Below are 26402 nucleotides of genomic sequence, written 5' to 3'. Positions count from 1 at the left end.
AGGTGAGTTCAATGAACGCTGAATCTGTTATCGCAATAGCGGAGCGTGGAATATATGTAACCCTCATCGTTTCCGGTCCATTACTGTTGTTAGCCCTCGTAGTAGGGTTGATCGTCAGTATTTTTCAAGCAACAACACAAATACAAGAACAAACCCTTGCGTTTATACCAAAGATAGTAGCGGTCTTGATCGGAATTGTTTTCTTTGGACCTTGGATGTTAACGAAGCTTGTGACGTATACCTCACAGATCTTCTCAGATTTAACAAGGTTCGTAGGGTAAGAGAATGGAAGAACTTGTACCTATTTTATCGGTATACTTACTTGTGTTTGTAAGGGTTTCGGCTTTTTTTGTTACGATGCCCCTGTTTTCATATCGTAATATACCTGCTCAGCATCGTATCGCTTTCTCGGTCGTACTCTCATGGGTGATGTATTACACGATTGATTCTGCGGCATTTGAAATCGACGGACAATACTTTTTATTGATCATGAAAGAAGCCCTGATCGGTCTACTGATCGGGTTTATGGCCTATATGATTGTAACGGCCATCCAGATAGCCGGGGGGTTCATAGATTTTCAGATGGGGTTTGCCATTGCCAATGTGATCGATCCTCAAACAGGAACCCAAAGCCCCTTAATGGGTCAATATTTATACACCTTTGCCCTTCTTTTGTTGCTTGCCCTGGACGGCCATCATTTACTACTGGACGGAATTTTCTATAGTTATCAATTGATCCCCATCGATAGCCCTTGGATTCCATTTGGGGATGAGAGATTAATTGATTATGTTATTTCGTCCTTTAATTCAATGTTTGTCATTGCGTTTCAAATGTCGATTCCGGTGGTTGCAACTTTATTTCTGGTAGATGTGGCTTTGGGCATTGTCGCCCGGACGGTACCACAATTGAACTTCTTTGTCGTTGGATTTCCTATTAAGATTGCTGTTGCCTTTATCGTGCTATTCATTGTAATGGGTGTGATGTTTGCAGTCATGCAGCAGCTATTTGAGATGATGTTCGTGACCATGAGAGATTTAATGAAAATAATTGGAGGCACATAAATTGCAGTGGCTATCATTAGATCTACAGTTTTTTAGTGGGGAGAAAACGGAGAAAGCAACTCCGAAAAAAAGGGATGACGCACGAAAAAAAGGACAAACATCAAAGAGCCAGGATGTGAATACAGCAATCATTCTTCTTGCCGTATTTTTATTTCTTACGTTCAGTGCTTCATATATTGGGGATATTGTGTTCGATCTCTTTAATCAAACCTTTCAGGAATACATGCTGATGGAGCTGACAGAGAATACAGTTCAAATTTTAACCATGGATATTATGAAGGAGATTGCATTGCTTCTCGGTCCGATTATGTTAGTGGCCTTACTTGCCGGATTGTTTTCGAATTATATACAGGTAGGAGTCATGTTTACGACTAAACCGCTTGAGCCGAAGCTTGAAAAGATTGATCCGATTAAAGGGTTTAAGCGCATCTTCTCTTTAAGAGCAATCGTTGAACTATTAAAATCCATTCTGAAAATTTCTTTCGTAGGGGCGATCACGTTCGTCATTCTCTGGAAGAACATTGATCAAGTGTTAAGCTTATCGTTTAAATCAGTGGGGGATTCATTAGCGACGATGGCAAGCCTTACAGTTCAGATGGGGATCGCTGCTTCACTAGCGCTACTATTCTTATCTTTATTCGATTTTCTTTATCAGAAATATGATTTTGAGAAAAATATCCGAATGTCTAAGCAGGATCTCAAAGATGAACATAAAAACATCGAAGGCGATCCTCTTATCAAATCCAAAATTAAGCAGAGACAGCGTGAAATGGCCATGAGACGCATGATGCAGGAGGTTCCCGATGCGGATGTAGTTATTACGAATCCTACTCATTTTGCCATTGCGCTTAAATACGATGAGAAGAAGATGGATGCGCCCTATGTAGTGGCAAAAGGCGTTGACTACTTAGCCCAAAAGATTAAATACATTGCCAATGAAAACGATGTGGTACTGGTGGAAAACCGTCCTTTAGCCAGGTCGCTTTATGACTCAGCTGAAATCGGCGATGCCGTTCCTGAAGAATTTTTCAAGGCAATAGCAGAAATTTTAGCTTATGTTTATCGAATAAAAAATCAAATGTAAGCAGTTAGGGGAGAAACAATGTCAGCAAGAGATTTATCCGTACTAGCCAGTGTCATATTAATCGTTGCCATGCTTATCATCCCATTCCCATCATGGTTACTAAGCTTTTTGATCATCGTTAATATTTCACTAGCACTCCTTGTACTCCTAACCTCAATGAATATGAATGAACCTTTGCAATTTTCGATATTTCCCTCCCTGCTATTGCTTTTAACACTTTTTCGATTAGGTCTAAATGTTTCCACAACGAGATCAATCCTTAGTAAGGGTGAAGCAGGGGACGTTGTGGAAACCTTTGGAACATTCGTAGTGGGAGGAAACATACTTGTCGGTCTCGTAGTATTCATCATTCTTATAGTGATTCAATTTATTGTCATAACAAAAGGATCAGAACGTGTGTCAGAAGTTGCAGCAAGATTTACCCTTGATGCGATGCCTGGTAAGCAGATGAGTATTGATGCCGATTTAAATGCCGGAATGATTTCAGAACATGATGCAAGAGATCGTCGTGAAAAAGTTGGGCGGGAAGCTGATTTCTATGGTGCCATGGACGGTGCATCAAAGTTCGTCAAAGGGGATGCCATAGCGGGAATCGTCATTGTAATGATTAATTTAATTTTCGGGATTATCATCGGAATGACACAAGAAGGCCTGCCTATTGCAGAAGCGGCAACCCGTTATTCATTACTGACCGTCGGAGATGGAATCGTCAGCCAGATACCGGCACTATTAATTTCAACTGCCACGGGTATTGTGGTAACAAGGGCCGCATCTGATGGCAACCTGGGACAGGATATTATGAATCAGCTTCTGGCGTATCCCGCGATGTTATACGTTGCTGCCTTCACCATTTTCATGTTGGGTATAGCTACTCCTATTAACGACATCGTTACAATCCCTGTCGCCGCTCTATTGGGAATAGGAGCCTACATGCTTTCCAAGTCTACAAATGAGAGCGAGAGAGACGTGATGGATATGGAAGAAGAAGTAGAGCAAGATGAAATGAAAAGTCCGGAGAGTGTCGTGAGCTTGCTGAATGTGGATCCGATAGAATTTGAGTTCGGCTATGGACTGATTCCCCTAGCTGATACGAATCAGGGAGGCGATCTCCTTGACCGGATTGTGATGATACGACGTCAATTAGCGATAGAGCTGGGGCTGGTCATACCTGTAGTGAGGATCCGGGACAATATACAACTTCAGCCGAATGAATACCGCTTGAAAATTAAAGGCAATGAATTGGCCCGTGGAGAGCTTTTGCTTGATCACTATTTAGCCATGAGTCCAGGTGTGGAGGATGATTCCATTGAGGGAATTGATACAATCGAGCCATCATTCGGACTGCCTGCTAAATGGATATCAGAAGAAATGAAGGAGCAGGCAGAAATATTCGGATATACGGTTGTAGATCCACCATCAGTCGTGTCTACACACATAACTGAAATGATTAAAACAAATGCTCACGAGCTTCTGGGCAGGCAGGAGACGAAACAGCTCATTGATCATTTGCAGGAATCCTACCCTATATTAGTGGAAGAAGTGACTCCGAATCCATTGACAGTGGGTGAAGTACAGAAGGTATTAGCCAAGTTGTTAAAGGAAAACGTGTCAATCAGGAACCTGCCAATTATTTTTGAAACACTTGCTGATTATGCCAAAATGAGTTCAGATACAGATCTTTTAGCTGAGTATGTAAGGCAATCATTGGCTAGACAAATTACCGGTCAATATCTTCAAGGGGACACATCCTTAAAAGTTGTGACCATGTCTGGAAAAGTCGAAAAAATGATTGCAGATGCCATTCAACAAACGGAGCATGGAAATTACTTATCTATGGATCCAAACGACTCTCAAGGAATACTTGAAGCAGTCGCTTCTCAAGTGGAACAGCTGTCTCTTATGGAGGAGTCACCGATCATTCTGTGTTCTCCCGCAGTGAGAATGTACGTCAGACAATTAACAGAAAGGTATTTCCCGCAGGTGCCTATCATTTCATATAACGAATTAGAAGCAAATGTAGAAGTACAAAGTTTAGGGGTGGTGAATGTCGGATGAAAGTAAAGAAATATGCAGCACCTTCCATGAATGAAGCGATGAAAAAGGTCAGAGCTGAATTAGGGGATGATGCTGTCATCCTAAACTCTAAAGTAGCGTATTCGGGCGGATTTATGGGGCTATTCAAGAAGAAATTAATTGAAGTCATTGCAGCCATCGATCCAGAAATCGAGAGTGAAAAGATGGAAATGAACAGAATGAAAGAGTCAAATGCACAATTCGTTCATCCTGCTCCATCCAAACAAAAATACGATGCCGATAGATCGGTAGAGTCAGAATTAAAAGAGCTAAAACATATGATTTCTACCATTCAATCAAAAAATCAATTTCAGAAATACCCTGAAGATGTTCAAGAAATCCTGTTTTATCTTAAAGAACATGATGTGAGTGACACAACACTCTTCCAACTGGGTGACTATCTTGAAGAAAGAATCAAGAGAGGTTTCATTCCAGGGGACAATCGGAATGAATGGGCTAAACAGGAAGTCCAACACTTTCTGAATGCATTTCTTAAGGATATCACTTCAGGAGGTATGAGTTACAAGAAGAAATATATTAACGTGATAGGTCCGACAGGTGTCGGTAAAACGACTACTTTAGCAAAAATGGCGGCTGAAGCAGTCATCGAGAAACGGATGAAAATTGCTTTTATCACGACGGATACGTATCGTATTGCAGCGATCGAGCAATTAAAAACGTATGCCGGTCTGTTGAATGTACCAGTTGAAGTAGTCTATAAAATGGAAGACTTTAAAAAAGCAATCGATAAATTCCGGGACTACGACCATGTGTTCATCGATACTGCTGGCCGGAATTTTAGAGAAAATAAATATGTAGAGGATTTGCGGGGAATTATCGACTTCAAGCATCACATGGAAACGTTCTTGGTCCTTTCCCTTACCAGCAAGGAGCGGGATATGAAGGAAATCATTTCACAATTTTCTTCTATTGACATTGATCGGTTCATTTTCACGAAATTGGATGAAACATCCAGTTATGGCTCTATGATCAACATGATGTCTGAGGTGAAGATCGGTGCAGCCTATGTAACAATCGGTCAGGATGTTCCCGAGGATATCACCGAGATGAATATTGAAGAATTAGGTCATTTATTAATGAAAGGATTTCGCTATGAGAGATCAAGCATATAACCTAAGGAGGAAAATGCTCGTAGGCGACGCTCCTCCTGCAAAAACGATTGCAGTTGTAAGTGGAAAGGGTGGGGTTGGAAAATCGAATATCTCAACTAATCTCTCCATTTTGCTTGGTAAAGAAAATAAGAAAGTATTATTATTTGACCTTGATATCGGTATGGGAAACATTCATATTTTACTGGGAAGTCATCATTCCTATTCAATCATGGATTATATCGAGGAAAAAGAATTGGATATCAACACGATTATCTGTGAAAATGTTCATGGTATTTCTTACATAAGCGGTGGGAATGGCCTGAAAAATATAGTGGAGTGGAAAGAGAAACAGATAGAACGCTTCTTTGAAGTGATGGAGTATGCAGTTCATAAGTATGATTATATTCTTTTCGATATGGGGGCGGGTGCTTCGAAAGAGACGGTAGAATTCCTTCTGGCCATGGATGAAATCATTGTAGTCACGACACCTGAACCTACTTCAATCACAGATGCCTACTCGATGATGAAATATATTTACTTGAGAGATCAAGAGAAAAAGTTCTATCTGACATGTAATCGGGCAGAATCCAAGAAGGAAGGCCTTGAAACGATTACCAGATTACAAGAAACGGTGAGGAAATTTCTCCATAAGGAGATTGTTTCTTTAGGGGTCTTACCTGAAGATCCAGCTCTAAGGAAGGCTGTCATTCATCAAACCCCCATAGTTGTTGCGTACCCTGCTTCAGCCATGACCTTAAGTCTCAGAGCGATGTTGCATCAGCTTTCAGGTGGAGCGAATCCACCAGTGAGTAAACAAACAGGCTTTATAAAGAGTATGAGAAATTTATTTTTTGGGAGGTAAAAGTCCTGAATGAAAAAGGTTCTAGTTGTAGATGATTCAGCATTTATGAGAAAACTTATTAGTGACTTTCTGACAGCCTCTAAGCAGCTAGAAGTGATAGGAATAGCAAGGAATGGTGAAGACGCAATCTCGAAAATTAAAAAACTCCGTCCTGACGTCGTAACCCTTGATGTTGAAATGCCAATGATGAATGGAATAGAAGCCTTAAGGCGAATTATGTGTGAATGTCCGGTACCTGTCGTGATGCTCTCTTCCACAACGATAGAAGGGGCAGAAGAGACTTTTAAAGCCATGGAACTTGGAGCCGTTGATTTTATTGCTAAACCATCAGGCACCATTTCATTGGACCTTCATAAAGTTCAAGATGAAATCGTTGAAAAAGTAGCCGCGGCAAGCAAGGTGAATATGACGAGAATATCCAAAGCTTATGGCAAGAAATCAGAATGTAAAGAATCGACGGGACCTGCTGATGGGGCAGGCCTGGCGTTAGCTTCTGTAAACAAATGGAGCGTGCACTCTCCGAAGATAATTCTTATTGGAACATCAACAGGAGGTCCCCGCGCTTTACAACGGGTGCTGACAGAGTTACCACCTCATCTGGATGCACCAGTTGTAGTGGTGCAGCATATGCCCCCCGGTTTTACCAGATCACTCGCCAATCGGTTAAATGGTCAAGCAGCCATTAAAGTGAAGGAAGCGGAGCAAGAAGAAATCCTCCAAAAAGGAACTGCATATATAGCACCAGGAGGTTTACATACAAAGGTGGTCGAGTTTGGATCACAATTATCCTTTCAACTTTCAAAGGAAGAATCACCAAGGAATGGTCATAGACCTTCCGTTGACATATTATTCGAATCCGTAAGCTTGATTCGAAACTATGGGAAAATTGCTGTCATTATGACGGGTATGGGTTCTGATGGCTCAGAGGGATTGATCAAGCTTAAAGAACGAGGCGATGTGAAAGCCATTGCAGAATCAAAAGAGACTTGTACTGTGTTTGGAATGCCGAAATCGGCTATCGCTACAAATTTGGTGGACAGCGTGGAAAACATCGGGGATATTTCTCAATCAATTATGAAGTACATGTTGTAGAGAGGTGTGGAGCACATGGAATTGAGCCAATATTTAGAGGTTTTTATAGAAGAAAGTAAGGAAAATTTACAAACTTGCAATGTGCAATTACTGGAGTTGGAAAGAAATCCTGAAGATTTGGCGATCGTAAATGAAATATTTCGTTCAGCCCATACATTAAAAGGAATGTCAGCAACGATGGGATACGAAGATTTAGCGAACCTTACTCATAAAATGGAAAACGTACTGGATGCCATTCGAAACGAAAAAATAAAAGTGACGCCAGAAATTTTGGATGTTGTGTTTAAATCCGTTGACGACTTAGAAGCAATGGTGTTTTCTATCGCAGAAGGCGGAGATGGGAAACGGGATGTGACAGAAGTAGTTACTCTCCTCCAGGCGATTGAAAAGGGTGAAGTTCTACAATCAGCTAGCAATGAAGCTGCCGCAGCTACCGAAATACATACATTGTCCATGAAGTACGAAGCATTTGAACAAACTGTTATTCAGCAATCCTTCGAGCAGGGATTCTGCTGCTTTGAAATCACCGTTTCCTTGCGGGGGGATTGTCTGTTAAAGGCAGCAAGAGTGTATATGGTTTTCGAAGTGCTGGAAAAACTCGGAGAAGTCATTAAGTCTTTCCCAACTGTAGAGCAACTGGAAGAAGAACAGTTTGATCATTCCTTTGTTGTAGCTGTTGTCTCACAAGAGGATGCAAGTCACATAGAAAAAAGTATACGTAAGGTATCTGAAGTCGAAGAAGTCACTGTAATGGAACTCACCTCCCATCATCTTCATAATAATGAAAATAATGCATATGAGGAACAACAGAGGGAAGTGGTTGAAAAAGAACGGGAAGAAATGATGCCTAAAACAACCAATAGTACGGGAAGACAATCGAACCCTTCCAGCAAAACGATCCGTGTGAATATTGAACGCTTAGATGTACTTATGAATCTTTTTGAGGAGCTTGTCATCGATAGGGGCAGACTTGAACAGATCTCTAAAGATTTGAATAACCCTGAATTAAATGAAACGGTTGAAAGAATGACTCGGATCTCCGCAGACTTACAAAACATCATTCTCAATATGCGTATGGTTCCTGTAGAGACGGTATTTAACCGTTTTCCACGCATGGTAAGACAACTTGCAAGAGATTTAAATAAGAAAATAGAATTAGAGATCATAGGGGCTGAAACCGAACTTGATCGTACGGTCATTGATGAAATTGGAGACCCTCTCGTCCACTTAATTCGAAACGCTTTGGATCATGGCATCGAAATGCCTGAGGTCCGTATAAAAAACGGTAAGCCGGAGCAAGGAACAGTGAAGCTGAGAGCCTACCATAGTGGAAATCATGTATTTATCGAACTTGAAGATGATGGTGCAGGAATAAATAAAAAGCGGGTCCTGGAGAAAGCGATTCAAAAAGGAGTTGTATCAGAAGAAGTTGGAAGAACCTTAACCGATCGACAAATCTATGAACTCATCCTGTCATCAGGCTTTTCTACCGCTGAGCAAATCTCTGATATCTCTGGAAGAGGAGTTGGACTTGATGTCGTTAAAGCAACGATTGAGTCATTGGGCGGTTCAATTACAATCGACTCGACTGTCGGACAAGGCTCACTGTTTTCTATTCAATTACCATTAACCTTATCGATTATTTCCGTCATGCTTGTTGAAATTGAAGCTGAGAAATACGCGATTCCACTTTCTTCGATTATAGAAACGGCCATTGTGAAAAAAGAAGAGATCATGAATGCACATAATCAAAGAGTGATAGATTTCAGAGGCAAGGTGGTTCCGTTGTTATTCCTGGAGGATGTATTCGATATTCCTAAAGATTCAACAGATGAAGAGTTTTATTCTGTCGTGGTTGTAAGGAAAGGAGAAAAAATGGCAGGGTTAGTAGTGGATTCATTTATTGGTCAACAGGAAATTGTCCTAAAATCTTTAGGGAATTACCTTAATGATGTATTCGCCATTTCAGGTGCAACAATATTGGGTGATGGGCAGGTAGCTCTGATTGTTGATTGTAATGCGTTGATAAAATAGGAGGTAAGGGAAATGAGTGTAGTGACAGAGACAATGGAAGACCTAAAGCTTATCGTATTTCAATTGGTGGATAAGGAGTATGCCATTCCCGTCAATCAGGTTCGGTCAATTGAGAAGCTGCCATATATTACGAGAGTGCCTGGAACAGCTTCCTATGTCACGGGTGTAATCAATTTACGAGGTGTCGTAACTCCTATAATCGATTTAAGAAGCCGATTTGATTTACCTTCTTCAGACTCAACGGAAAGCACCCGTGTGATTATCGTTGGTTTAGAGGATAAAGAAGTAGGATTGATCGTTGATTCAGCGAATGATGTGTTGGATGTAGCCAGAGAAATGATTGAACCGCCACCGGAAGTTGTCGGAATAGTGGAGGCAGAGTACATTGGTGGAGTAGTCAGGCAAAGCAAACGATTGATGATCCTGCTCCATCTGGACAAAATTCTGCAATCCATTTAAGGGGTCGGATACGAATGGCATATGAAAAGAAAATATCATCAATGCACTTAGATATTTTGAAAGAAATCGGTAATATTGGAGCGGGGCATGCTGCGACTGCCCTCTCCACACTACTGGGTAAGAAGATTGATATGAAGGTGCCCTGTGTGCAAATTGTTACATTCGATGAAATGATGGATATGGCAGGAGGACCGGATAATGTAGTCGTAAGTGTTTTCTTAAGGATTGAAGGGGAAGCACCTGGAAGCATGTTTTTCTTGTTGCCTCTTGAACAGGCTTCTATGTATATTCGGACGATGTTGCAGGACGGGTCGTTTTCCTTTAGTGACCCGCCTTATTCAGAATTAGGTTTATCAGCTATGCAAGAGTTAGGTAATATTCTTTCAGGTTCTTATCTTACGTCCCTATCTGACTTTACCAATCTTAAGCTTTTACCTTCAGTCCCTGCTTTATCGGTAGATATGGCTGGTGCCATCATCGGTTTCGGATTACTTGAAATTTCTCAGGAGAGTGATTATGCGATCGTCATTGATACTGCCTTGAAGGAAGAAGAATTCGAGGAATCGGAAAGTGTGAAAGGTCATTTCTTCCTCTTACCCGATCCGGATTCATTTGAGATCATCTTTCAATCGCTTGGTGTGAAGGTATGATCACTTTAAACACAAACACCGTGGTGAAGGTGGGAATTGCAGATATGAATATCGTTGGTGAGGGAAGTTCAATCCGAACATCGGGCTTAGGTTCCTGCATTGGAGTGGTAATATACGATGAGATTATTAAATTGGCAGGTATGGTCCACGTTATGCTCCCACATTCTACGATAGGGAAAGAGCCTTCAATCAACTTAGCCAAGTACGCAGACACTGGAATAGATGAACTCATTCGACAACTGGATGTACGGGGAGCGGATGTTAGGAGACTTAAGTGCAAAATGGCGGGCGGTGCACAAATGTTTCAATTTAAGACAAAAAGTGATGTGATGAGAATCGGTCCGAGGAATGCGGATGCGGTGAAAGAGGCCCTCTTGAAGCACCGAGTGCCGATTATAGCAGAGGACATTGGTGGTAACAAAGGGAGAACCATTGAATTTTTTCCATCGACTGGAATTCTTCATGTTCGCAAAGTTAATGAAGGAACTAAGGAATTGTGAGTTTATGTTCAGTTTCAAATAGTTCAGTTGCTCATACTCAAGATGTTTTTAACTTTAAAATAGGTTTCAAGAAAGAAAATAGTAAGCTAGGAGGATACTTATGTCTCAGCAACCCCCTCGAACAGATGAAAAACTATATTGGGAGAGATGGATCAACAGCCGTGATACCGAGGCAGGTGACATGTTAGTGAAGAAGTACATGCCCCTTGTGTCGTATCATGTTCAGAGGATTTCCATTGGGCTGCCAAGAAACGTCTCGAGAGAAGATATAAAGAGTCTTGGGTTGATGGGATTACTGGATGCACTTCAGAAGTTTGATCCTACAAGAGATCTAAAGTTCGATACATATGCTTCCTTCAGAGTACGGGGAGCCATTCTGGACGGACTAAGAAAAGAAGATTGGCTTCCGCGATCAACAAGGGACCGTGCGAAAAAAATTGAAGCCAAAACGTTGGAACTCGAACAGATTTTATTACGACACGTGACGACTGAGGAGGTAGCTGCTTCGTTAGAAATGACTCCGGAAGAAGTTTACCAAACGACCAATGAACACTTCTTTGCCAATGTCCTTTCAATGGATGAACAACTAACCGATGACGATCATGAATCTCAGAGCTATTCTATAAAAGATAATAAAACGATCTCACCTGAGGATGAAGTGTTGAAGGGTGAAAAAGTATCGGAGTTAGAGAAAACGATTCTGACCCTCTCCGATAAAGAACAGCTTGTGTTAAGCTTATTCTACAAAGAAGAACTAACGTTAACGGAAATCGGGGAAGTCATGAAGCTATCAACATCAAGAATTTCACAAATCCACTCCAAGGCCATCTTCAAACTGCGCAACTTATTAGGCTCTCGAACCTCTTAGTGACAGGACGGTAAATGAGCCCGAACAATAGATATTGATGGACTGTTCCGCTGAAATACGGTTTAAGGGAGCAGTCCTTTTACATGCTTGGGAAAAACTAAAATCAAACTGAACTAAGGTGATGACATGGTAACATTCCTGCTTTTTATATCTTTTCTTCTTAATATTGTTTCCTTACTGGCAATCGTCATTTTATACTCCAGGCAAAATCGTTTTCTTAACATGGAAAAAGACCATAAGAAAATGATCAGTGAATTGGAAGCAGTCATTTCTACTTATCTGATGGAAATGAAAGAAGAGAACGAAGAGTTCCTGCGTACTTTTACTAATCATGCTAATAGTCAAACACAAATCAGTGACAAACCGTCCGATGAGAATATAAACAGTTCCCCGCTTCAAACCAATCCCAAGTGGACAGGAGCGGGGTATAAGCAAGCTTCAAAGGCCTATCAGCAAAAAACAACACCAAGGGGAACCGACGAAAAAAAGTTGGAAATGAAACCTACAGTGAGAACCAACGAAGATCCCTTTACTCAACAGGTTCTCTCACTAAAGAGAGAAGGATTGACCATCGAAGAAATAGCTCAGACTGTCGGAAAAGGTAAGACTGAAATTGAGCTCCTTCTAAAATTTCGTCAAATTATGTAGGAAGTTCTTGATTGGCCAGTATAGGTATGCTATAGTATTCATGGTGTGATTACACACGTTTCTCGATTGAGGTGGATGGTGCTATTCAAACGAATAGTTTCTACTACAAGATGACGGAAACGGAGGAGAAAACAAAAACCATTTAGGAGGAAACACACATGTCAGTAATTTCTATGAAACAATTGCTAGAAGCTGGTGTACATTTCGGACACCAAACCCGTCGTTGGAACCCAAAAATGAAGAGATACATCTTCACTGAGCGTAACGGCATCTACATCATCGACCTTCAAAAAACAGTTAAAAAGGTTGAAGAAGCTTATAACTTCGTTAAAGAATTAGCTGGTAACGGCGGTAAAGTTCTTTTCGTCGGTACGAAAAAGCAAGCACAAGAGTCTGTTAAAGAAGAAGCAGAACGTGCTGGTATGTACTACATCAACCAACGTTGGTTAGGTGGAACACTTACTAACTTCGAAACAATCCAAAAGCGTATTTCACGTCTTAAAGAAATTGAAAAAATGGAAGAAGACGGAACGTTTGAAGTACTACCTAAGAAAGAAGTAGTACAACTTAAAAAAGAACATGAGCGCTTAGTTAAATTCCTAGGCGGAATCAAAGATATGAACACGCTACCTGATGCATTATTCATCATCGATCCTCGTAAAGAGCGTATCGCAGTAGCTGAAGCTCGTAAACTTCATATCCCTATCGTGGGTATTGTTGATACGAACTGTGATCCGGACGAAATCGATGTTGTTATTCCTGCGAATGACGATGCGATCCGTGCAGTTAAGCTTCTTACAGGTAAAATGGCAGATGCTATTTTAGAAGCTAAGCAAGGTGAAGAAGCAGCTGTAGCAGCTGAGTAATGAATGAAAGGTGATAAGAGGGTTTACCCTTATCACCTTTTTTTAAAGAGTATTCACATTTACTGTACTCAATTATTGAGACAGTACATTTTTGACTCTCACCTACTGGTGACATAGTCTACATAGTTAATCTAAGGAGGAAACCCACTATGGCAATTACTGCACAAATGGTTAAAGAACTTCGTGAAAAAACTGGCGCTGGAATGATGGACTGTAAAAAAGCGTTAACAGAAACTGACGGAGATATGGACAAAGCAATTGACTTTTTACGAGAAAAAGGGATTGCGAAAGCAGCTAAGAAAGCTGACCGTATCGCAGCTGAAGGTACTACTTACATTGCAAGCGAAGGAAACACTGCAATTATTCTTGAAGTAAATGCAGAAACAGATTTCGTTGCTAAAAACGAAAACTTCCAAAACCTTGTAAAAGAATTATCTGACCACCTGCTTGCAAACAAACCAGCTTCTGTTGAAGAAGCACTTGATCAAAAAATGACAAATGGTTCAACTGTAAGTGAATTCATCAATGCCGCTATCGCTAAAATCGGAGAAAAAATCACGCTTCGTCGTTTTGAAATCCGTACGAAAGCTGATAACGCTGCGTTCGGTGAATATCTGCACATGGGTGGCCGTATTGCTGTTCTTACAGTTGTTGAAGGTACAACTGATGCAAATGTAGCGAAAGATGTTGCGATGCATGCTGCAGCATTAAATCCTAAATATGTATCCCGCGACCAGGTTTCTGCTGAAGAAGTAGAGCGTGAGCGTGAAGTACTAAAGCAACAGGCATTAAATGAAGGAAAACCTGAAAACATCGTTGAAAAAATGGTTGAAGGTCGCCTAGGGAAATATTTCGAGGATATCTGTATCTTAGATCAAACATTCGTAAAGAATCCAGATCAAAAAGTACGTCAATACCTTGCAGCAAATAACGCTACTTTAACTGACTTCACACGTTACGAAGTAGGAGAAGGTCTTGAGAAGCGTCAAGAAAACTTCGCAGAAGAAGTAATGAACCAAGTAAACAAATAAGAGCAGCTAAAGTTAAACATCTATAAGTAGGGAACACCTAGCGTGTTCCCTATTTTTCAAGAAAAATTCTATTTTATGGAGGTTCCCATGAGCGTTCCAAAATACAAACGTGTCGTTCTGAAACTTAGTGGAGAAGCATTAGCAGGTGATGATGGCTTCGGAATCAATCCTTCTGTCATTAAAAATGTTGCAGAAGAAGTAAAAGAAATTGCCGAACTTGATGTTGAAGTGGCAGTTGTTGTTGGCGGAGGTAATATCTGGCGTGGTAAGATAGGTAGTGAAATGGGCATGGATCGTGCATCTGCAGATTATATGGGGATGCTTGCTACTGTTATGAACTCTTTGGCTCTTCAAGACAGCCTTGAACAGCTGGGTATAGAAACAAGAGTTCAAACATCGATTGACATGCGTCAGGTGGCAGAGCCTTATATTAGACGTAGAGCGATCCGTCACTTAGAGAAGAAACGTGTTGTGATTTTTGCAGCAGGTACTGGAAATCCTTACTTCTCTACAGATACAACTGCCGCACTTAGAGCAGCTGAAATCGAAGCAGAAGTGATCCTTATGGCTAAGAACAACGTAGATGGGGTATATTCAGCAGATCCTAAGAAGGACGAAACGGCTGTTAAATATGAAGAACTTTCCTACTTAGATGTTCTGAAAGAAGGTTTAGCTGTAATGGATTCAACAGCTTCTTCCCTTTGTATGGACAATGATATTCCACTTATTGTATTCTCTATTATGGAGGATGGGAATATTAAGAGGGCCATCACTGGTGAGAATATAGGTACAATCGTTAGGGGGAAATCATAATGCCAAATACGATCATTGCAAATGCGAAAGAAAGAATGACAAAAGCTATTCAAACATTTTCTCGTGAGTTAGCAAGCATCCGAGCTGGTAGGGCTAACGCATCACTACTTGATAAGATCACAGTTGATTACTATGGTGCACCGACACCTGTAAATCAATTAGCGGGTATTTCTATTCCAGAGGCCCGTATGCTTGTGATCCAGCCTTATGACAAATCTGCTTTAGGTGATATTGAGAAAGCGATTTTGAAATCAGACCTGGGAATTACACCTACGAGCGATGGGAATATAATACGGATCGTTGTTCCAGCCTTAACGGAAGAGCGTCGTAAAGAGCTTGTGAAGCTTGTGAAAAAAGAAGCTGAAGATGCAAAAGTGGCGATCCGTAACATCCGTCGTGATGCAAATGACGATCTTAAAAAGAAAGAGAAGAGCGGAGATATAACAGAAGATGATCTTCGTGGATACTCTGATGACGTTCAAAAAGCAACAGACGAGAGCATCGTCAAGATCGATAGCATTGCAAAAGATAAAGAACAAGAAATGTTAGAAGTTTAATGATCATATTCTAATCCTAAGGGGCTGTCCTATAAGTGAACTCATATTCCTTATGGGACAGTCCCTTTGTTTATGCTTGTTTAGAGTATGCGTGTTGATAGCAAACTTCCCATGTTCTCTGATAGAACGTTTATATGAGTTGTGACAGGGCGGAACAACGGTGTATAAAACGTTCAAGAAACCTATATGAATATACATAATCTATTTTCTTGAAGATATCTTCCTTATTTTTTGATATGATAGTAAGGGTAAATATTTTTTGGATTGTTGGTGGAGGATTTTTTATGCTAAACAAGCTTAAGCAATGGAAACGACAGCAAACTTCCGAGGAAGTGGATGATCGATTTCAAGAATTAGTAAAACACCCTATTCCGGGTCATATAGCAATTATCATGGATGGCAATGGACGCTGGGCCAAAAAAAGGGCCTTGCCCAGAGTGGCCGGACACCATGAAGGCATGAAATGTGTGCGAAGAATCACTAAATTGGCAAACGAACTGGGTGTAGAGGCCTTAACACTCTATGCTTTTTCAACCGAGAACTGGAAACGCCCAAAAATGGAAGTTGAGTTCCTGATGAAGTTGCCAGAGGAATTCCTAGGAACTTTCCTGCCCGAATTAGTAGAAGAAAATGTTCAAGTTAAAATGATGGGTTCTCCTGATGCCCTGCCGAACCACACGAAGAAAGCTGTCACTAAGGCGATGGAAGCTACGAAGCTTAATGACGGTTTGATATTAAACTTTGCTTTAAATTATGGCAGCCGCTCAGAAATTATAGATTCCATGAAACATGTCTTAAAAGATGTTCAGAATGGAATACTAGATGAGAACCAATTGAATGAAGAAGTGTTTTCGAGTTACTTGATGACGAAAGATTTAAAAGATCCAGACCTGCTTATTCGAACGAGTGGAGAAATCCGCTTAAGTAACTTTATGCTTTGGCAATTAGCTTATACAGAGTTCTTTTTTACAGACGTACTGTGGCCGGATTTTGGCAAAGAACAGTTAATAGAAGCAATTGAAGCATATCAAGGTCGTTCAAGAAGATTTGGTGGGTTACAAAGCGAGGAATCCTAATGAAACAAAGAATTATTACAGCTGTGGTAGCTGCAGCAATATTTTTACCGATCATCATTTTTGGTGAAACACCATTTATTATTTTAATGTATCTTATTGCTTCTATCAGTTTATATGAAGCATTAAAGATGAGGGGACAATGGATCTTTACCATTCCCGGTTTATTATCTCTTGCCCTTTTATGGGTTTTCTTGATTCCAACCGATGCTATTGGGATCATAGCTGACTTTGGCTATTCCAAAATTGAAATGGCTTTTCTTGCTGTGCTTCTCTTTTTAACATATACAGTGGCAACCAAGAACCGCTACACATTCGATGATGTGGCATTTGCTCTATTAAGCATTTTATATGTAGGGATTGGTTTCTATTACTTCATGGAGATCCGTTTGGATGAAGGAGTACAGTTTGTTTTCTATGCTTTATTTATTATATGGGCGACAGACTCAGGTGCTTATTTCATAGGAAGAGCGATGGGGAAAAAGAAGCTCTGGCCTGAAATCAGTCCGAATAAAACCATTGAAGGTTTTGTAGGCGGGATCATTTGTGCCATCGTAGTCGGTGTCATCATGACATTCTTCACAGATCTTGATATGTCCATTCCTAAACTCATTATCGTGACCGGGATTCTTTCTGTGTTTGGACAAGTGGGAGACTTAGTCGAATCCGCACTGAAAAGACATTACAAAGTAAAAGATTCAGGTCACTTATTACCTGGCCATGGTGGAATGCTTGATCGTTTTGATAGTTTATTATTTGTGTTACCCCTTCTTCACTTTCTTTTATAGTAAAGGTAGAAGGCTTCTAGCGGGAGGAGTGTAGTTGTTGAAAAAGATCAGCTTAATGGGAGCTACGGGTTCTATTGGAACACAAACCCTTGATGTAATTCGAGAGCATCCTGAAGAATTCAAACTGACAGCTATGTCTGTTGGCAGAAATATAGAAGAAGCAAGAAAAATGATTGAAGAATTCAATCCTCAGTTGGTTTCTGTTCAGAATAAAGAAGATGCGGAATTATTAACGAAAGAATTATCTACATCCATCAAGGTACTGTATGGGGAAGAAGGTCTTGTGGAGGTGGCTTGTCACCAGGAAGCTGACATACTCGTTAATGCAGTCCTGGGAAGTGTGGGGCTCTATCCTACACTGCAAGCCATTGAGGCAGGGAAAATGATAGCAATCGCCAATAAGGAAACTCTTGTAACAGCTGGACACCTGGTGATGGAAGCGGCCAAGAAAAAGGGCACCACTCTATTGCCTGTTGATAGTGAGCATTCTGCTATCTTCCAAGCTCTTCAAGGAGAACAAGAGAAGAACATTGAAAAATTGATCATTACTGCTTCCGGGGGCAGCTTTAGAGACCGTGCGAGAGAAGAATTAGTTGGTGTCACGGTAAAAGAAGCGCTGAATCATCCGAACTGGTCGATGGGAGCGAAGATCACCATCGACTCTGCTTCTATGATGAACAAGGGATTAGAGGTGATTGAGGCTCATTGGTTATTTGATATTCCTTATGATCGTATCGAGGTTGTGCAGCATAGGGAAAGCATTATCCATTCCATGATTCAATTTCATGATTCATCTGTTATGGCTCAACTGGGCACGCCTGATATGCGTGTGCCGATCCAATATGCTTTAACATATCCAGACAGGCTTCAAAGGCCAGGTAAAAGATTGGATTTAGTGGAAATGGGTAAGCTTCATTTTGAGAAGATGGATTTACAGCGATTCCGTTGTTTGGCATTTGCATATGAAGCAGGTCGAATTGGCGGTAGTATGACAACGGTTTTAAATGCTGCCAATGAAGCGGCTGTTGCTTTGTTCCTGGATAATAAAATATCTTTCCTCGATATTGAAATGTACATTGAAAAGGCTATGAATACCCATCAAGTGATACATAGACCTGACCTTGAAACCATACATGAGATTGACCGGCAGACCCGCCAACTCGTTTCAAGTTGGTTGTAGAGTACTTGGGCATGTTTACATGATCTGTAACGTAGTATGATAGTGGACGTGTTTGCCTGGACTTTAAACATTTAGATCTGTTACCGACAGGTTATAAAAAAGGTGGTTTTTTATTTGCAAACGGTGATTGCCTTTGTTGTTATTTTTGGAGCTTTAGTTTTCTTTCATGAGCTTGGACATTTGATTTTTGCTAAGCGTGCAGGCATCCTATGCCGTGAATTCGCCATTGGGTTTGGTCCTAAAGTTTTTTCTTACAAAAAGGATGAAACAACCTACACGATTCGATTATTGCCTCTTGGGGGCTTTGTGCGTATGGCCGGGGAAGACCCAGAAATGGTCGAGCTTAAGGCTGGACATCGGGTTGGTCTTGTACTTGATCAGGATGAGAAGATAAGAAAAATTGTCTTAAATAACAAAGATCGGTATCCGAACATTCGTGTCATTGAAGTAGAAGAAGCAGATTTAGAGCATAGGCTACATATTCGTGGATACGAAGAAGACGAGGAGGAACTGAAAACCTTCTCGATCTCAAGGGAAGCCGTGTTCATTGAAGATGGAGTGGAAACACAAATTGCGCCTTGGGATCGTCAATTTGCTTCTAAATCCCTGCCACAACGAGCCATGGCCATTTTTGCAGGTCCGCTTTTTAACTTTATCCTGGCCTTCTTCATTTTCATCCTTGTGGGCCTATTGCAAGGGGTTCCGACGAATGATCCTGTCCTTGGCGAATTGACAGAAGACGGTGCAGCTAAAGAAGCCGGTCTTCAGGAAAATGACATTGTTTTAAGTATAGACGGTAAAGAGATTTCAACATGGGAAGATATTGTTACAATCATACAGAAACACCCTGGGGATGAGCTGAGATTTAATGTTGATCGGAATGGCTCAAACACTGAGATTCCTGTCACACCAAAGCCTCAAGAAATTGAAGGGGAAGAAATAGGTATCATTGGGGTTCATAGTCCTGTTGAAAAGTCCCCCCTCAAAGTGGTGACCAATAGTGCACAACAAACCTATGAATGGACCAAAATGATTTTTGTTCTGCTAGGAAAGCTTGTGTCCGGTGAGTTCTCAATCGATGCGTTATCAGGACCGGTCGGAATCTATCAGTCAACAGATGTTGTTGCTAAATCAGGTATATACTACTTGATGAGATGGGCGGCCATCTTAAGTATCAACCTGGGAATTATGAATCTTCTGCCAATCCCTGCCCTTGACGGAGGCAGACTCCTTTTCTTCGCTGTTGAAGCGGTAAGAGGAAAACCGGTGGACCGCCAAATGGAGGGAATGGTCCATTTTGTCGGGTTTGCTCTTCTCATGGTTCTGATGCTCGTTGTAACATGGAATGACATTCAAAGATTCTTCTTATAAAATATAATGTGTGAATCGTGAACAGGCAGTTTCTCCCTCAAGAATGAAAAAATGAGGGTGTTACTGCCTGTTAATTTAAGATAAAATAGTGAGAAGGAAATTCCCACACTACATAAATGGTAACTGAGGTGCTAATAGATGAAGCAACGAAAAACATTCATCCCTACACTTAGAGAAACACCAGCTGATGCAGAAATCAAGAGCCATCAGCTTCTCTTGCGTGCAGGGTTCATAAGACAAAATGCTAGTGGTATTTATAGCTTCTTGCCATTAGGAAATAAAGTGTTAAAGAAAGTAGAAGAAATTATTCGTGAAGAACTGGATAGAGCAGGGGCTGTCGAAATGCTTATGCCTGCTCTTCAACCTTCTGAGCTCTGGAAAGAATCAGGACGTTGGGGAACGTATGGCCCGGAATTAATGCGATTGAATGATCGCCATGACCGTGAATTTGCCCTTGGAGCAACACATGAGGAAGTGATTACAAGTTTAGTAAGGGACGAAATCAAATCATACAAGCGTCTGCCCCTTACGATGTATCAAATTCAGACAAAATTCCGTGATGAAAAGCGTCCACGTTTTGGACTTCTTAGAGGAAGAGAGTTCATTATGAAGGATGCCTATTCATTCCATTCTTCTTTTGAAAGTTTGGACGAGACATACGATGCTTTATTTCAAGCATATTCAAATATATTCAGCAGATGCGGGCTTAATTTCAGAGCAGTCATCGCCGACTCTGGAGCCATGGGTGGTAAGGATACACATGAATTCATGGTGTTATCTGAAGTCGGAGAAGATACGATTGCTTACTCCGATACATCCGAATATGCAGCCAATATAGAAATGGCTGAAGTGGTTGATTCCTACACGCAGTCGGATGAAGATATACTTGAAATGGAAAAGGTTTCAACACCAGAGAGTAAATCGATTGAAGAAGTATCCTCTTTTCTATCGATCGATAAAGCTCAGTGTATTAAGTCCCTGCTATTTAAAGTAGATGATGATTACGTACTGGTATTATCCCGTGGTGATCACGAAATTAACGATATCAAAGTGAAGAATCTTCTAAATGCAAATGTAGTCGAATTGGCATCAGCCGAAGAGACGAAAGCGCTCATAGGATGCGAAATCGGATCGATTGGTCCTTGTTCATTAGATAAAGACGTGAAAATTGTAGCCGATCACGCAGTTAAATACATCCGGAACGGTGTAGCCGGGGCAAACGTAGGAGGATACCATTTCACAAATGTGAACCCTGGACGTGATTTTGAGGTTTCTCGATATGCTGATCTTCGTTTTATTCAAGAAGGTGACCCTTCACCAGACGGAAATGGTACGATTGTTTTCGCAAAAGGAATTGAAGTGGGACATGTATTCAAATTAGGGACAAGATATTCTGACGCTTTAGGAAGTTCATTCTTGGATGAAAATGGTCGATCTCAATCAATCATCATGGGCTGTTATGGCATTGGTGTATCACGTACCCTCGCAGCGGTTGCAGAGCAATTTAATGATGAAAATGGTCTGGTTTGGCCAACGAACCTTTCACCATTTGACCTTCACTTAATTCCAATTAATATGAAGGATGAAGCACAGGCAAATCTTGCAAACGAATTATATGACTCATTAAAAGATAATCGGTATGATGTATTAATGGATGACCGGGCTGAGCGTCCAGGTGTTAAATTCGCCGACTCAGATCTGATTGGACTCCCTATCCGCATAACAGTCGGAAAGAAAGCAGGGGAAGGCATCGTCGAAGTGAAAGTAAGGAAATCAGGAGATATGCTGGAAGTGCACAAAGACGAGCTTCTACCAAAACTCCAAGAACTATTCAAGACTCTTTCTTAAACATAAAAGGGCTCGACTTTGAAGGAGGCAATCCTTGGCTGTCAGCCCTTTTTCTACTGTAAATAACACGATTAGAAATGGGGGAAAAGAATCATGGAAGAAAAGCCCCTGGGCAAAAGAGAAAGGTTTCAACTGTTGCTAAGTCAATTAGGGTTAACAGAAGATGCCTTTGTAAAGTACTTTCAAAACGCTGAAATTGAAAAACTAGCGGTGTTTCGCAAGGAGAAGAAATGGCATTTTTACTTTACTTTTGAGGAAATCATTCCATGTAATGTGTGGAGTGAATTTTCAATTGCGCTGCAAACATCCTTTAAACATATTGCAAATGTTGGTTTTACCATTAAAGTATTGAATACCCAAATAACTGAAAAGCATATTTTGGATTATTGGCAGGACTGTGTGAAAGAAATCCAAGGGATATCACCGCCATTATTAAAATTATTAAATACCCAAAAACCAAAAATCAATGGAAACAAAATCATTGTTCGGGCATCGAATGATACAGAAGCAACCCAATTAAAGAGAAAATACGGTGACATGATCACCTCTACCTTCGAGAACTTTGGTTTTCCTAAGCTGGTTTTAGATGCAGAAGTTAGTCAGGTAGAGGAACAGAGCAATGAGTATGAGAAATTTTTAGAAGAAAAGCTTAAAGAAGATCAAGAAAGAGCGAAACAGGCTCTTATTGAAATGGAAAAGGCTGAAAAAGAGGAAGCAAGTGATGCACCCAGCGGTCCATTCATGCTGGGTCTTACAATTAAAGATGATGCTGACTTCCGGAAGATTGAAGAGATTTATGATGAAGAACGACGAATCGCTATCGAAGGATATGTCTTTGATTGTGAAACGCGCGAATTACGAAGCGGTCGTACATTACTAACGTTTAAAGTAACCGACTACTCAAGTTCCATCCTGGTCAAAATGTTCTCAAGGGATAAAGAAGACGCAGCGGTTATGAACATTATGAAAAAAGGTATGTGGGTACGATGTCGTGGAAGTATTCAAAATGATACGTTCGTACGCGACCTTGTGATGATTGCCAATGATGTGAACGAAATCAAACCTGTTCTGAGACTGGATACAGCCCCTGCAGATGAGAAAAGAGTAGAGCTTCACATGCACACACCCATGAGTCAGATGGATGCTGTATCTTCCGTATCAAGTTTAGTGTCTCAAGCAAAAAAATGGGGGCATAAAGCTGTAGCCATCACGGATCATGCCGTTGCACAGTCATTCCCTGAGGCGTATAGCGCAAGCAAGAAGAACGATATTAAACTGCTCTATGGAGTAGAGGCCAATCTTGTAGATGATGGAGTACCAATCGCCTATAATGATCGAGACCTTCCTCTCGAAGATAGTACCTATGTTGTTTTTGATGTTGAAACTACGGGGCTTTCAGCCGTTTATGATACGATCATCGAACTTGCCGCAGTGAAAATCAAAGACGGAGAAGTCATTGATAAGTTCGAATCGTTTGCCAACCCCCATCACCCGTTATCGGCAACAACCATCGAATTAACGGGGATCACAGATGACATGGTGCAAACGGCTCCTGAAATAAAGGATGTTCTTCATGACTACCATAGATGGGTAGGGGACGATATTTTAGTCGCCCATAATGCATCCTTTGATATGGGATTTTTAAATGCCGGGTATCAAAAAGCCGGATTACCTAAGGCAACCAATCCGGTTATCGACACATTGGAACTGGCCAGGCTTCTGTACCCTCAATTTAAGAATCACCGTCTGAATACGTTAGCCAAGAAATTCGATGTTGAACTAACGCAGCATCACCGTGCAATCTATGATGCAGAAGCAACTGGTTACCTGTTATTGAAAATGCTGAAGGATGCCGTTGAAAAAGGAATCACCAATCATAATCAATTTAATGATTACATGGGAAAAGGCGATGCATACAAGCGGTCAAGACCATATCATTGTACACTGATTGCTCAAACGGAAGAAGGGTTAAAGAACCTCTATAAACTAGTATCCATTTCTCACATGAATTACTTTTTCCGTGTGCCGCGAATTCCCCGGTCTCAGCTTCAAAAATACCGAACGGGAATTCTCGTCGGTTCAGGCTGTGACAAGGGCGAAGTATTTGAAGGGATGATGCAAAAGGGGAAAGAAGAAGTTGAGGAAACTGCTCAATTCTATGATTACCTGGAAGTTCATCCAAAAGAAGTCTATCAACACTTAATCGAGTTGGATCTGGTGCAAAGTCAGAAAAACCTTGAAGATATCATTAAAAACATTGTGGATCTTGGTAAGAAATTGGATAAGCCCGTTGTGGCTACTGGTAATGTTCATTACTTAAATGAAAACGACAAGATTTACCGTAAGATTCTCGTTGGCTCTCAAGGCGGGGCGAATCCGTTAAACCGACATGAACTTCCTGATGTTCATTTCAGAACAACGAATGAGATGCTGGATGCATTCTCTTTCTTAGGGAAAGAAACAGCGAAAGAAATTGTTGTGGATAACTCCAACAAAATAGCCGATCTTGTAGATGTTATTAAACCAATTAGAGATGATCTCTATACACCTAAAATTGAAGGTGCAGATGAAGAAATGCGTCGCATGAGTTATTCCATGGCAAAAAGCATCTACGGAGAAGAGCTTCCTGAAATCGTAGAAGCTAGGCTAGAAAAGGAATTAAAGAGTATTATCGGGCATGGATTCGCAGTCATCTATTTAATCTCACATAAGCTCGTGAAGAAGTCATTGGATGATGGTTACCTGGTAGGATCCCGTGGATCAGTAGGATCTTCTTTTGTCGCCACGATGACAGAAATAACGGAAGTAAATCCTTTACCTCCCCACTATGTTTGTCCAGCTTGCAAGAAATCCGAGTTCTTTGATGATGGATCGGTAGGATCCGGGTTTGATTTGCCTAATAAGGATTGTCCTGATTGTGGAATTCCATACAAGAAGGATGGTCATGATATACCCTTCGAAACATTCCTTGGGTTTAAAGGAGATAAAGTTCCTGATATCGATTTGAACTTCTCAGGTGAATATCAGCCTAACGCCCATAACTATACGAAGGTTCTGTTCGGTGAAGACAATGTATATCGGGCAGGTACTATCGGTACAGTGGCGGAAAAGACCGCCTATGGGTATGTTAAAGGATACGCGAATGACCATCAGCTGCAAATCCGTGGAGCGGAAATCGATCGATTGGTAAGCGGGTGTACCGGGGTGAAAAGAACAACTGGTCAGCATCCTGGAGGTATCATCGTAGTACCTGATTATATGGATATTTACGATTTTTCACCCATCCAGTTCCCTGCTGATGATTCAAGCTCGGAATGGAAAACAACACATTTTGATTTCCATTCCATACATGATAATCTCTTAAAGCTTGATATCCTGGGACACGATGATCCAACCGTGATTCGTATGCTCCAAGATTTATCTGGTGTAGACCCTAAAACGATTCCAACAGATGATCCTGAAGTAATGAAAATCTTCAGTGGGACGGAATCGCTCGGAGTGACAGAGGACCAGATCATGTGTAAGACCGGGACGCTCGGAATCCCGGAATTCGGTACACGATTCGTTCGTCAAATGCTCGAGGATACAAAACCGACGACATTTTCTGAGCTTGTACAAATATCAGGGCTTTCACATGGTACTGATGTATGGCTTGGCAATGCACAAGAGCTTATTCATAATAATATTTGTAATCTGAGCGAAGTAATCGGATGTCGTGATGATATTATGGTTTATCTCATCTATCAAGGACTCGAGCCTTCACTTGCCTTTAAGATCATGGAATTTGTACGTAAAGGTAAGGGACTGCAGGATGAATGGGTAGAAGAGATGAAAAAGAATGGGGTACCGGACTGGTATATTGATTCTTGTCTGAAGATCAAATATATGTTCCCAAAAGCCCATGCGGCTGCCTATGTATTAATGGCTGTCCGTATTGCTTACTTTAAAGTGCATCATGCTCTTCTTTACTATGCTGCTTACTTCACCGTTCGTGCAGAGGATTTCGATATCGAAGCCATGGTGAGGGGGTCACAAGCTGTCAGGGCCAAGATAGAAGAAATCAATAGCAAGGGCCTGGATGCATCTCCAAAAGAAAAGAACACGTTAACAGTACTGGAGTTGGCCCTTGAGATGTGTGAACGGGGATACAAGTTCCAAAAGGTAGATCTGTATCGTTCACAAGCGGCTGAATTTGTGATAGATGGAGATTCATTGATTCCACCGTTCAACTCGATTCCCAGGCTTGGTACGAATGCAGCCATCAATATTGTCAATGCAAGACAAAATGGGGAATTTCTATCTAAAGAAGATCTTCAACAAAGAGGTCGCGTCTCCAAGACCATTATCGAGTACCTGGACAATCACGGCTGTTTGGAAGCCTTGCCGGATAAGAACCAACTATCCCTATTCTAAGCTGATACCATGGGAATT

General features: G+C 41.1%; 23 protein-coding genes. All 23 read left to right on the top strand.

Annotation, left to right across the window (positions count from 1 at the left end; genetic code table 11):
• The first annotated feature begins 11 nt into the window (after positions 1 to 11).
• The 23 genes from fliQ to TV75_RS04015 all read left to right on the top strand — a co-directional run bounded on the left by fliQ (position 12) and on the right by TV75_RS04015 (position 26384).
• Complete coding sequence (gene fliQ, locus TV75_RS04125; protein WP_044337389.1) at positions 12 to 281, top strand: flagellar biosynthesis protein FliQ; 270 nt, start codon at positions 12 to 14, stop codon at positions 279 to 281.
• A gap of 4 nt (positions 282 to 285) precedes the next feature.
• Positions 286 to 1062 carry a flagellar biosynthetic protein FliR gene (fliR, locus tag TV75_RS04120; RefSeq protein ID WP_044337388.1) on the top strand — a complete coding sequence of 259 codons (777 nt, stop codon included), beginning with the start codon at positions 286 to 288 and terminating at the stop codon, positions 1060 to 1062.
• 1 nt (position 1063) lies between these two features.
• On the top strand, positions 1064 to 2146 hold the full coding sequence (gene flhB / locus TV75_RS04115) for a flagellar biosynthesis protein FlhB (RefSeq protein ID WP_044337387.1): 1083 nt from the start codon (positions 1064 to 1066) through the stop codon (positions 2144 to 2146).
• 18 nt (positions 2147 to 2164) lie between these two features.
• A complete protein-coding gene (gene flhA, locus TV75_RS04110; protein WP_044337386.1) occupies positions 2165 to 4201 on the top strand; it encodes a flagellar biosynthesis protein FlhA in 2037 nt (678 codons plus the stop codon).
• The gene (flhF, locus tag TV75_RS04105; RefSeq protein ID WP_044337385.1) at positions 4198 to 5352 is read left to right on the top strand and encodes a flagellar biosynthesis protein FlhF; all 1155 of its coding nucleotides are present in this window, start codon (positions 4198 to 4200) and stop codon (positions 5350 to 5352) included. The genes flhA and flhF overlap by 4 nt, the downstream gene beginning before the upstream one ends.
• A complete protein-coding gene (locus TV75_RS04100) occupies positions 5333 to 6193 on the top strand; it encodes a MinD/ParA family protein (RefSeq protein ID WP_044337384.1) in 861 nt (286 codons plus the stop codon). The genes flhF and TV75_RS04100 overlap by 20 nt, the downstream gene beginning before the upstream one ends.
• Before the next feature lie 9 nt (positions 6194 to 6202).
• Positions 6203 to 7285, top strand: a complete 1083-nt coding sequence (locus TV75_RS04095) for a protein-glutamate methylesterase/protein-glutamine glutaminase (protein ID WP_044337383.1) — start codon at positions 6203 to 6205, stop codon at positions 7283 to 7285.
• A gap of 15 nt (positions 7286 to 7300) precedes the next feature.
• The gene (locus TV75_RS04090) at positions 7301 to 9319 is read left to right on the top strand and encodes a chemotaxis protein CheA (protein ID WP_044337382.1); all 2019 of its coding nucleotides are present in this window, start codon (positions 7301 to 7303) and stop codon (positions 9317 to 9319) included.
• Between the two features lie 33 nt (positions 9320 to 9352).
• Complete coding sequence (locus tag TV75_RS04085; RefSeq protein WP_082051176.1) at positions 9353 to 9778, top strand: chemotaxis protein CheW; 426 nt, start codon at positions 9353 to 9355, stop codon at positions 9776 to 9778.
• 14 nt (positions 9779 to 9792) lie between these two features.
• A complete protein-coding gene (locus tag TV75_RS04080; protein ID WP_044337380.1) occupies positions 9793 to 10428 on the top strand; it encodes a chemotaxis protein CheC in 636 nt (211 codons plus the stop codon).
• Positions 10425 to 10928 (top strand): chemotaxis protein CheD, encoded by a 504-nt coding sequence (locus tag TV75_RS04075; RefSeq protein ID WP_044337379.1) that lies wholly within the window; start codon positions 10425 to 10427, stop codon positions 10926 to 10928. The genes TV75_RS04080 and TV75_RS04075 overlap by 4 nt, the downstream gene beginning before the upstream one ends.
• A 100-nt stretch (positions 10929 to 11028) precedes the next feature.
• Complete coding sequence (locus TV75_RS04070) at positions 11029 to 11796, top strand: FliA/WhiG family RNA polymerase sigma factor (protein WP_044337378.1); 768 nt, start codon at positions 11029 to 11031, stop codon at positions 11794 to 11796.
• 126 nt (positions 11797 to 11922) lie between these two features.
• A complete protein-coding gene (locus TV75_RS04065) occupies positions 11923 to 12444 on the top strand; it encodes a DUF6115 domain-containing protein (protein WP_044337377.1) in 522 nt (173 codons plus the stop codon).
• 158 nt (positions 12445 to 12602) lie between these two features.
• A complete protein-coding gene (gene rpsB / locus TV75_RS04060; protein WP_044337376.1) occupies positions 12603 to 13310 on the top strand; it encodes a 30S ribosomal protein S2 in 708 nt (235 codons plus the stop codon).
• 149 nt (positions 13311 to 13459) lie between these two features.
• Entirely contained in the window at positions 13460 to 14341 is an 882-nt protein-coding gene (gene tsf, locus TV75_RS04055; RefSeq protein ID WP_044337375.1) for a translation elongation factor Ts, read from the top strand.
• A gap of 87 nt (positions 14342 to 14428) precedes the next feature.
• Entirely contained in the window at positions 14429 to 15154 is a 726-nt protein-coding gene (gene pyrH / locus TV75_RS04050) for a UMP kinase (RefSeq protein WP_044337374.1), read from the top strand.
• Positions 15154 to 15711 (top strand): ribosome recycling factor, encoded by a 558-nt coding sequence (gene frr, locus TV75_RS04045; protein ID WP_044337373.1) that lies wholly within the window; start codon positions 15154 to 15156, stop codon positions 15709 to 15711. The genes pyrH and frr overlap by 1 nt, the downstream gene beginning before the upstream one ends.
• 284 nt (positions 15712 to 15995) lie before the next feature.
• A complete protein-coding gene (locus TV75_RS04040; RefSeq protein WP_044337372.1) occupies positions 15996 to 16787 on the top strand; it encodes an isoprenyl transferase in 792 nt (263 codons plus the stop codon).
• Positions 16787 to 17572 (top strand): phosphatidate cytidylyltransferase, encoded by a 786-nt coding sequence (locus TV75_RS04035; protein ID WP_044337371.1) that lies wholly within the window; start codon positions 16787 to 16789, stop codon positions 17570 to 17572. Before TV75_RS04040 ends, TV75_RS04035 begins: the two co-directional genes overlap by 1 nt.
• 37 nt (positions 17573 to 17609) lie before the next feature.
• A complete protein-coding gene (locus tag TV75_RS04030) occupies positions 17610 to 18752 on the top strand; it encodes a 1-deoxy-D-xylulose-5-phosphate reductoisomerase (RefSeq protein ID WP_044338003.1) in 1143 nt (380 codons plus the stop codon).
• A 114-nt stretch (positions 18753 to 18866) separates the two neighbouring features.
• The gene (rseP, locus tag TV75_RS04025) at positions 18867 to 20123 is read left to right on the top strand and encodes an RIP metalloprotease RseP (protein WP_044337370.1); all 1257 of its coding nucleotides are present in this window, start codon (positions 18867 to 18869) and stop codon (positions 20121 to 20123) included.
• 138 nt (positions 20124 to 20261) lie between these two features.
• Positions 20262 to 21971: a proline--tRNA ligase gene (locus TV75_RS04020; protein WP_044337369.1), complete on the top strand. Its 1710-nt coding sequence runs from the start codon at positions 20262 to 20264 to the stop codon at positions 21969 to 21971.
• 93 nt (positions 21972 to 22064) lie between these two features.
• Positions 22065 to 26384, top strand: coding sequence for a PolC-type DNA polymerase III (locus TV75_RS04015; RefSeq protein WP_044337368.1), 4320 nt, complete (start codon positions 22065 to 22067; stop codon positions 26382 to 26384).
• Positions 26385 to 26402: the final 18 nt, after the last annotated feature.

The organism is Rossellomorea aquimaris, from assembly GCF_000935355.1.
Classification (GTDB): Bacteria; Bacillota; Bacilli; order Bacillales; family Bacillaceae_B; genus Rossellomorea; species Rossellomorea aquimaris_B.
The sequence above is the reverse complement of the archived record's forward strand: the minus strand, read 5'-3'. Positions and strand labels throughout refer to the sequence as shown.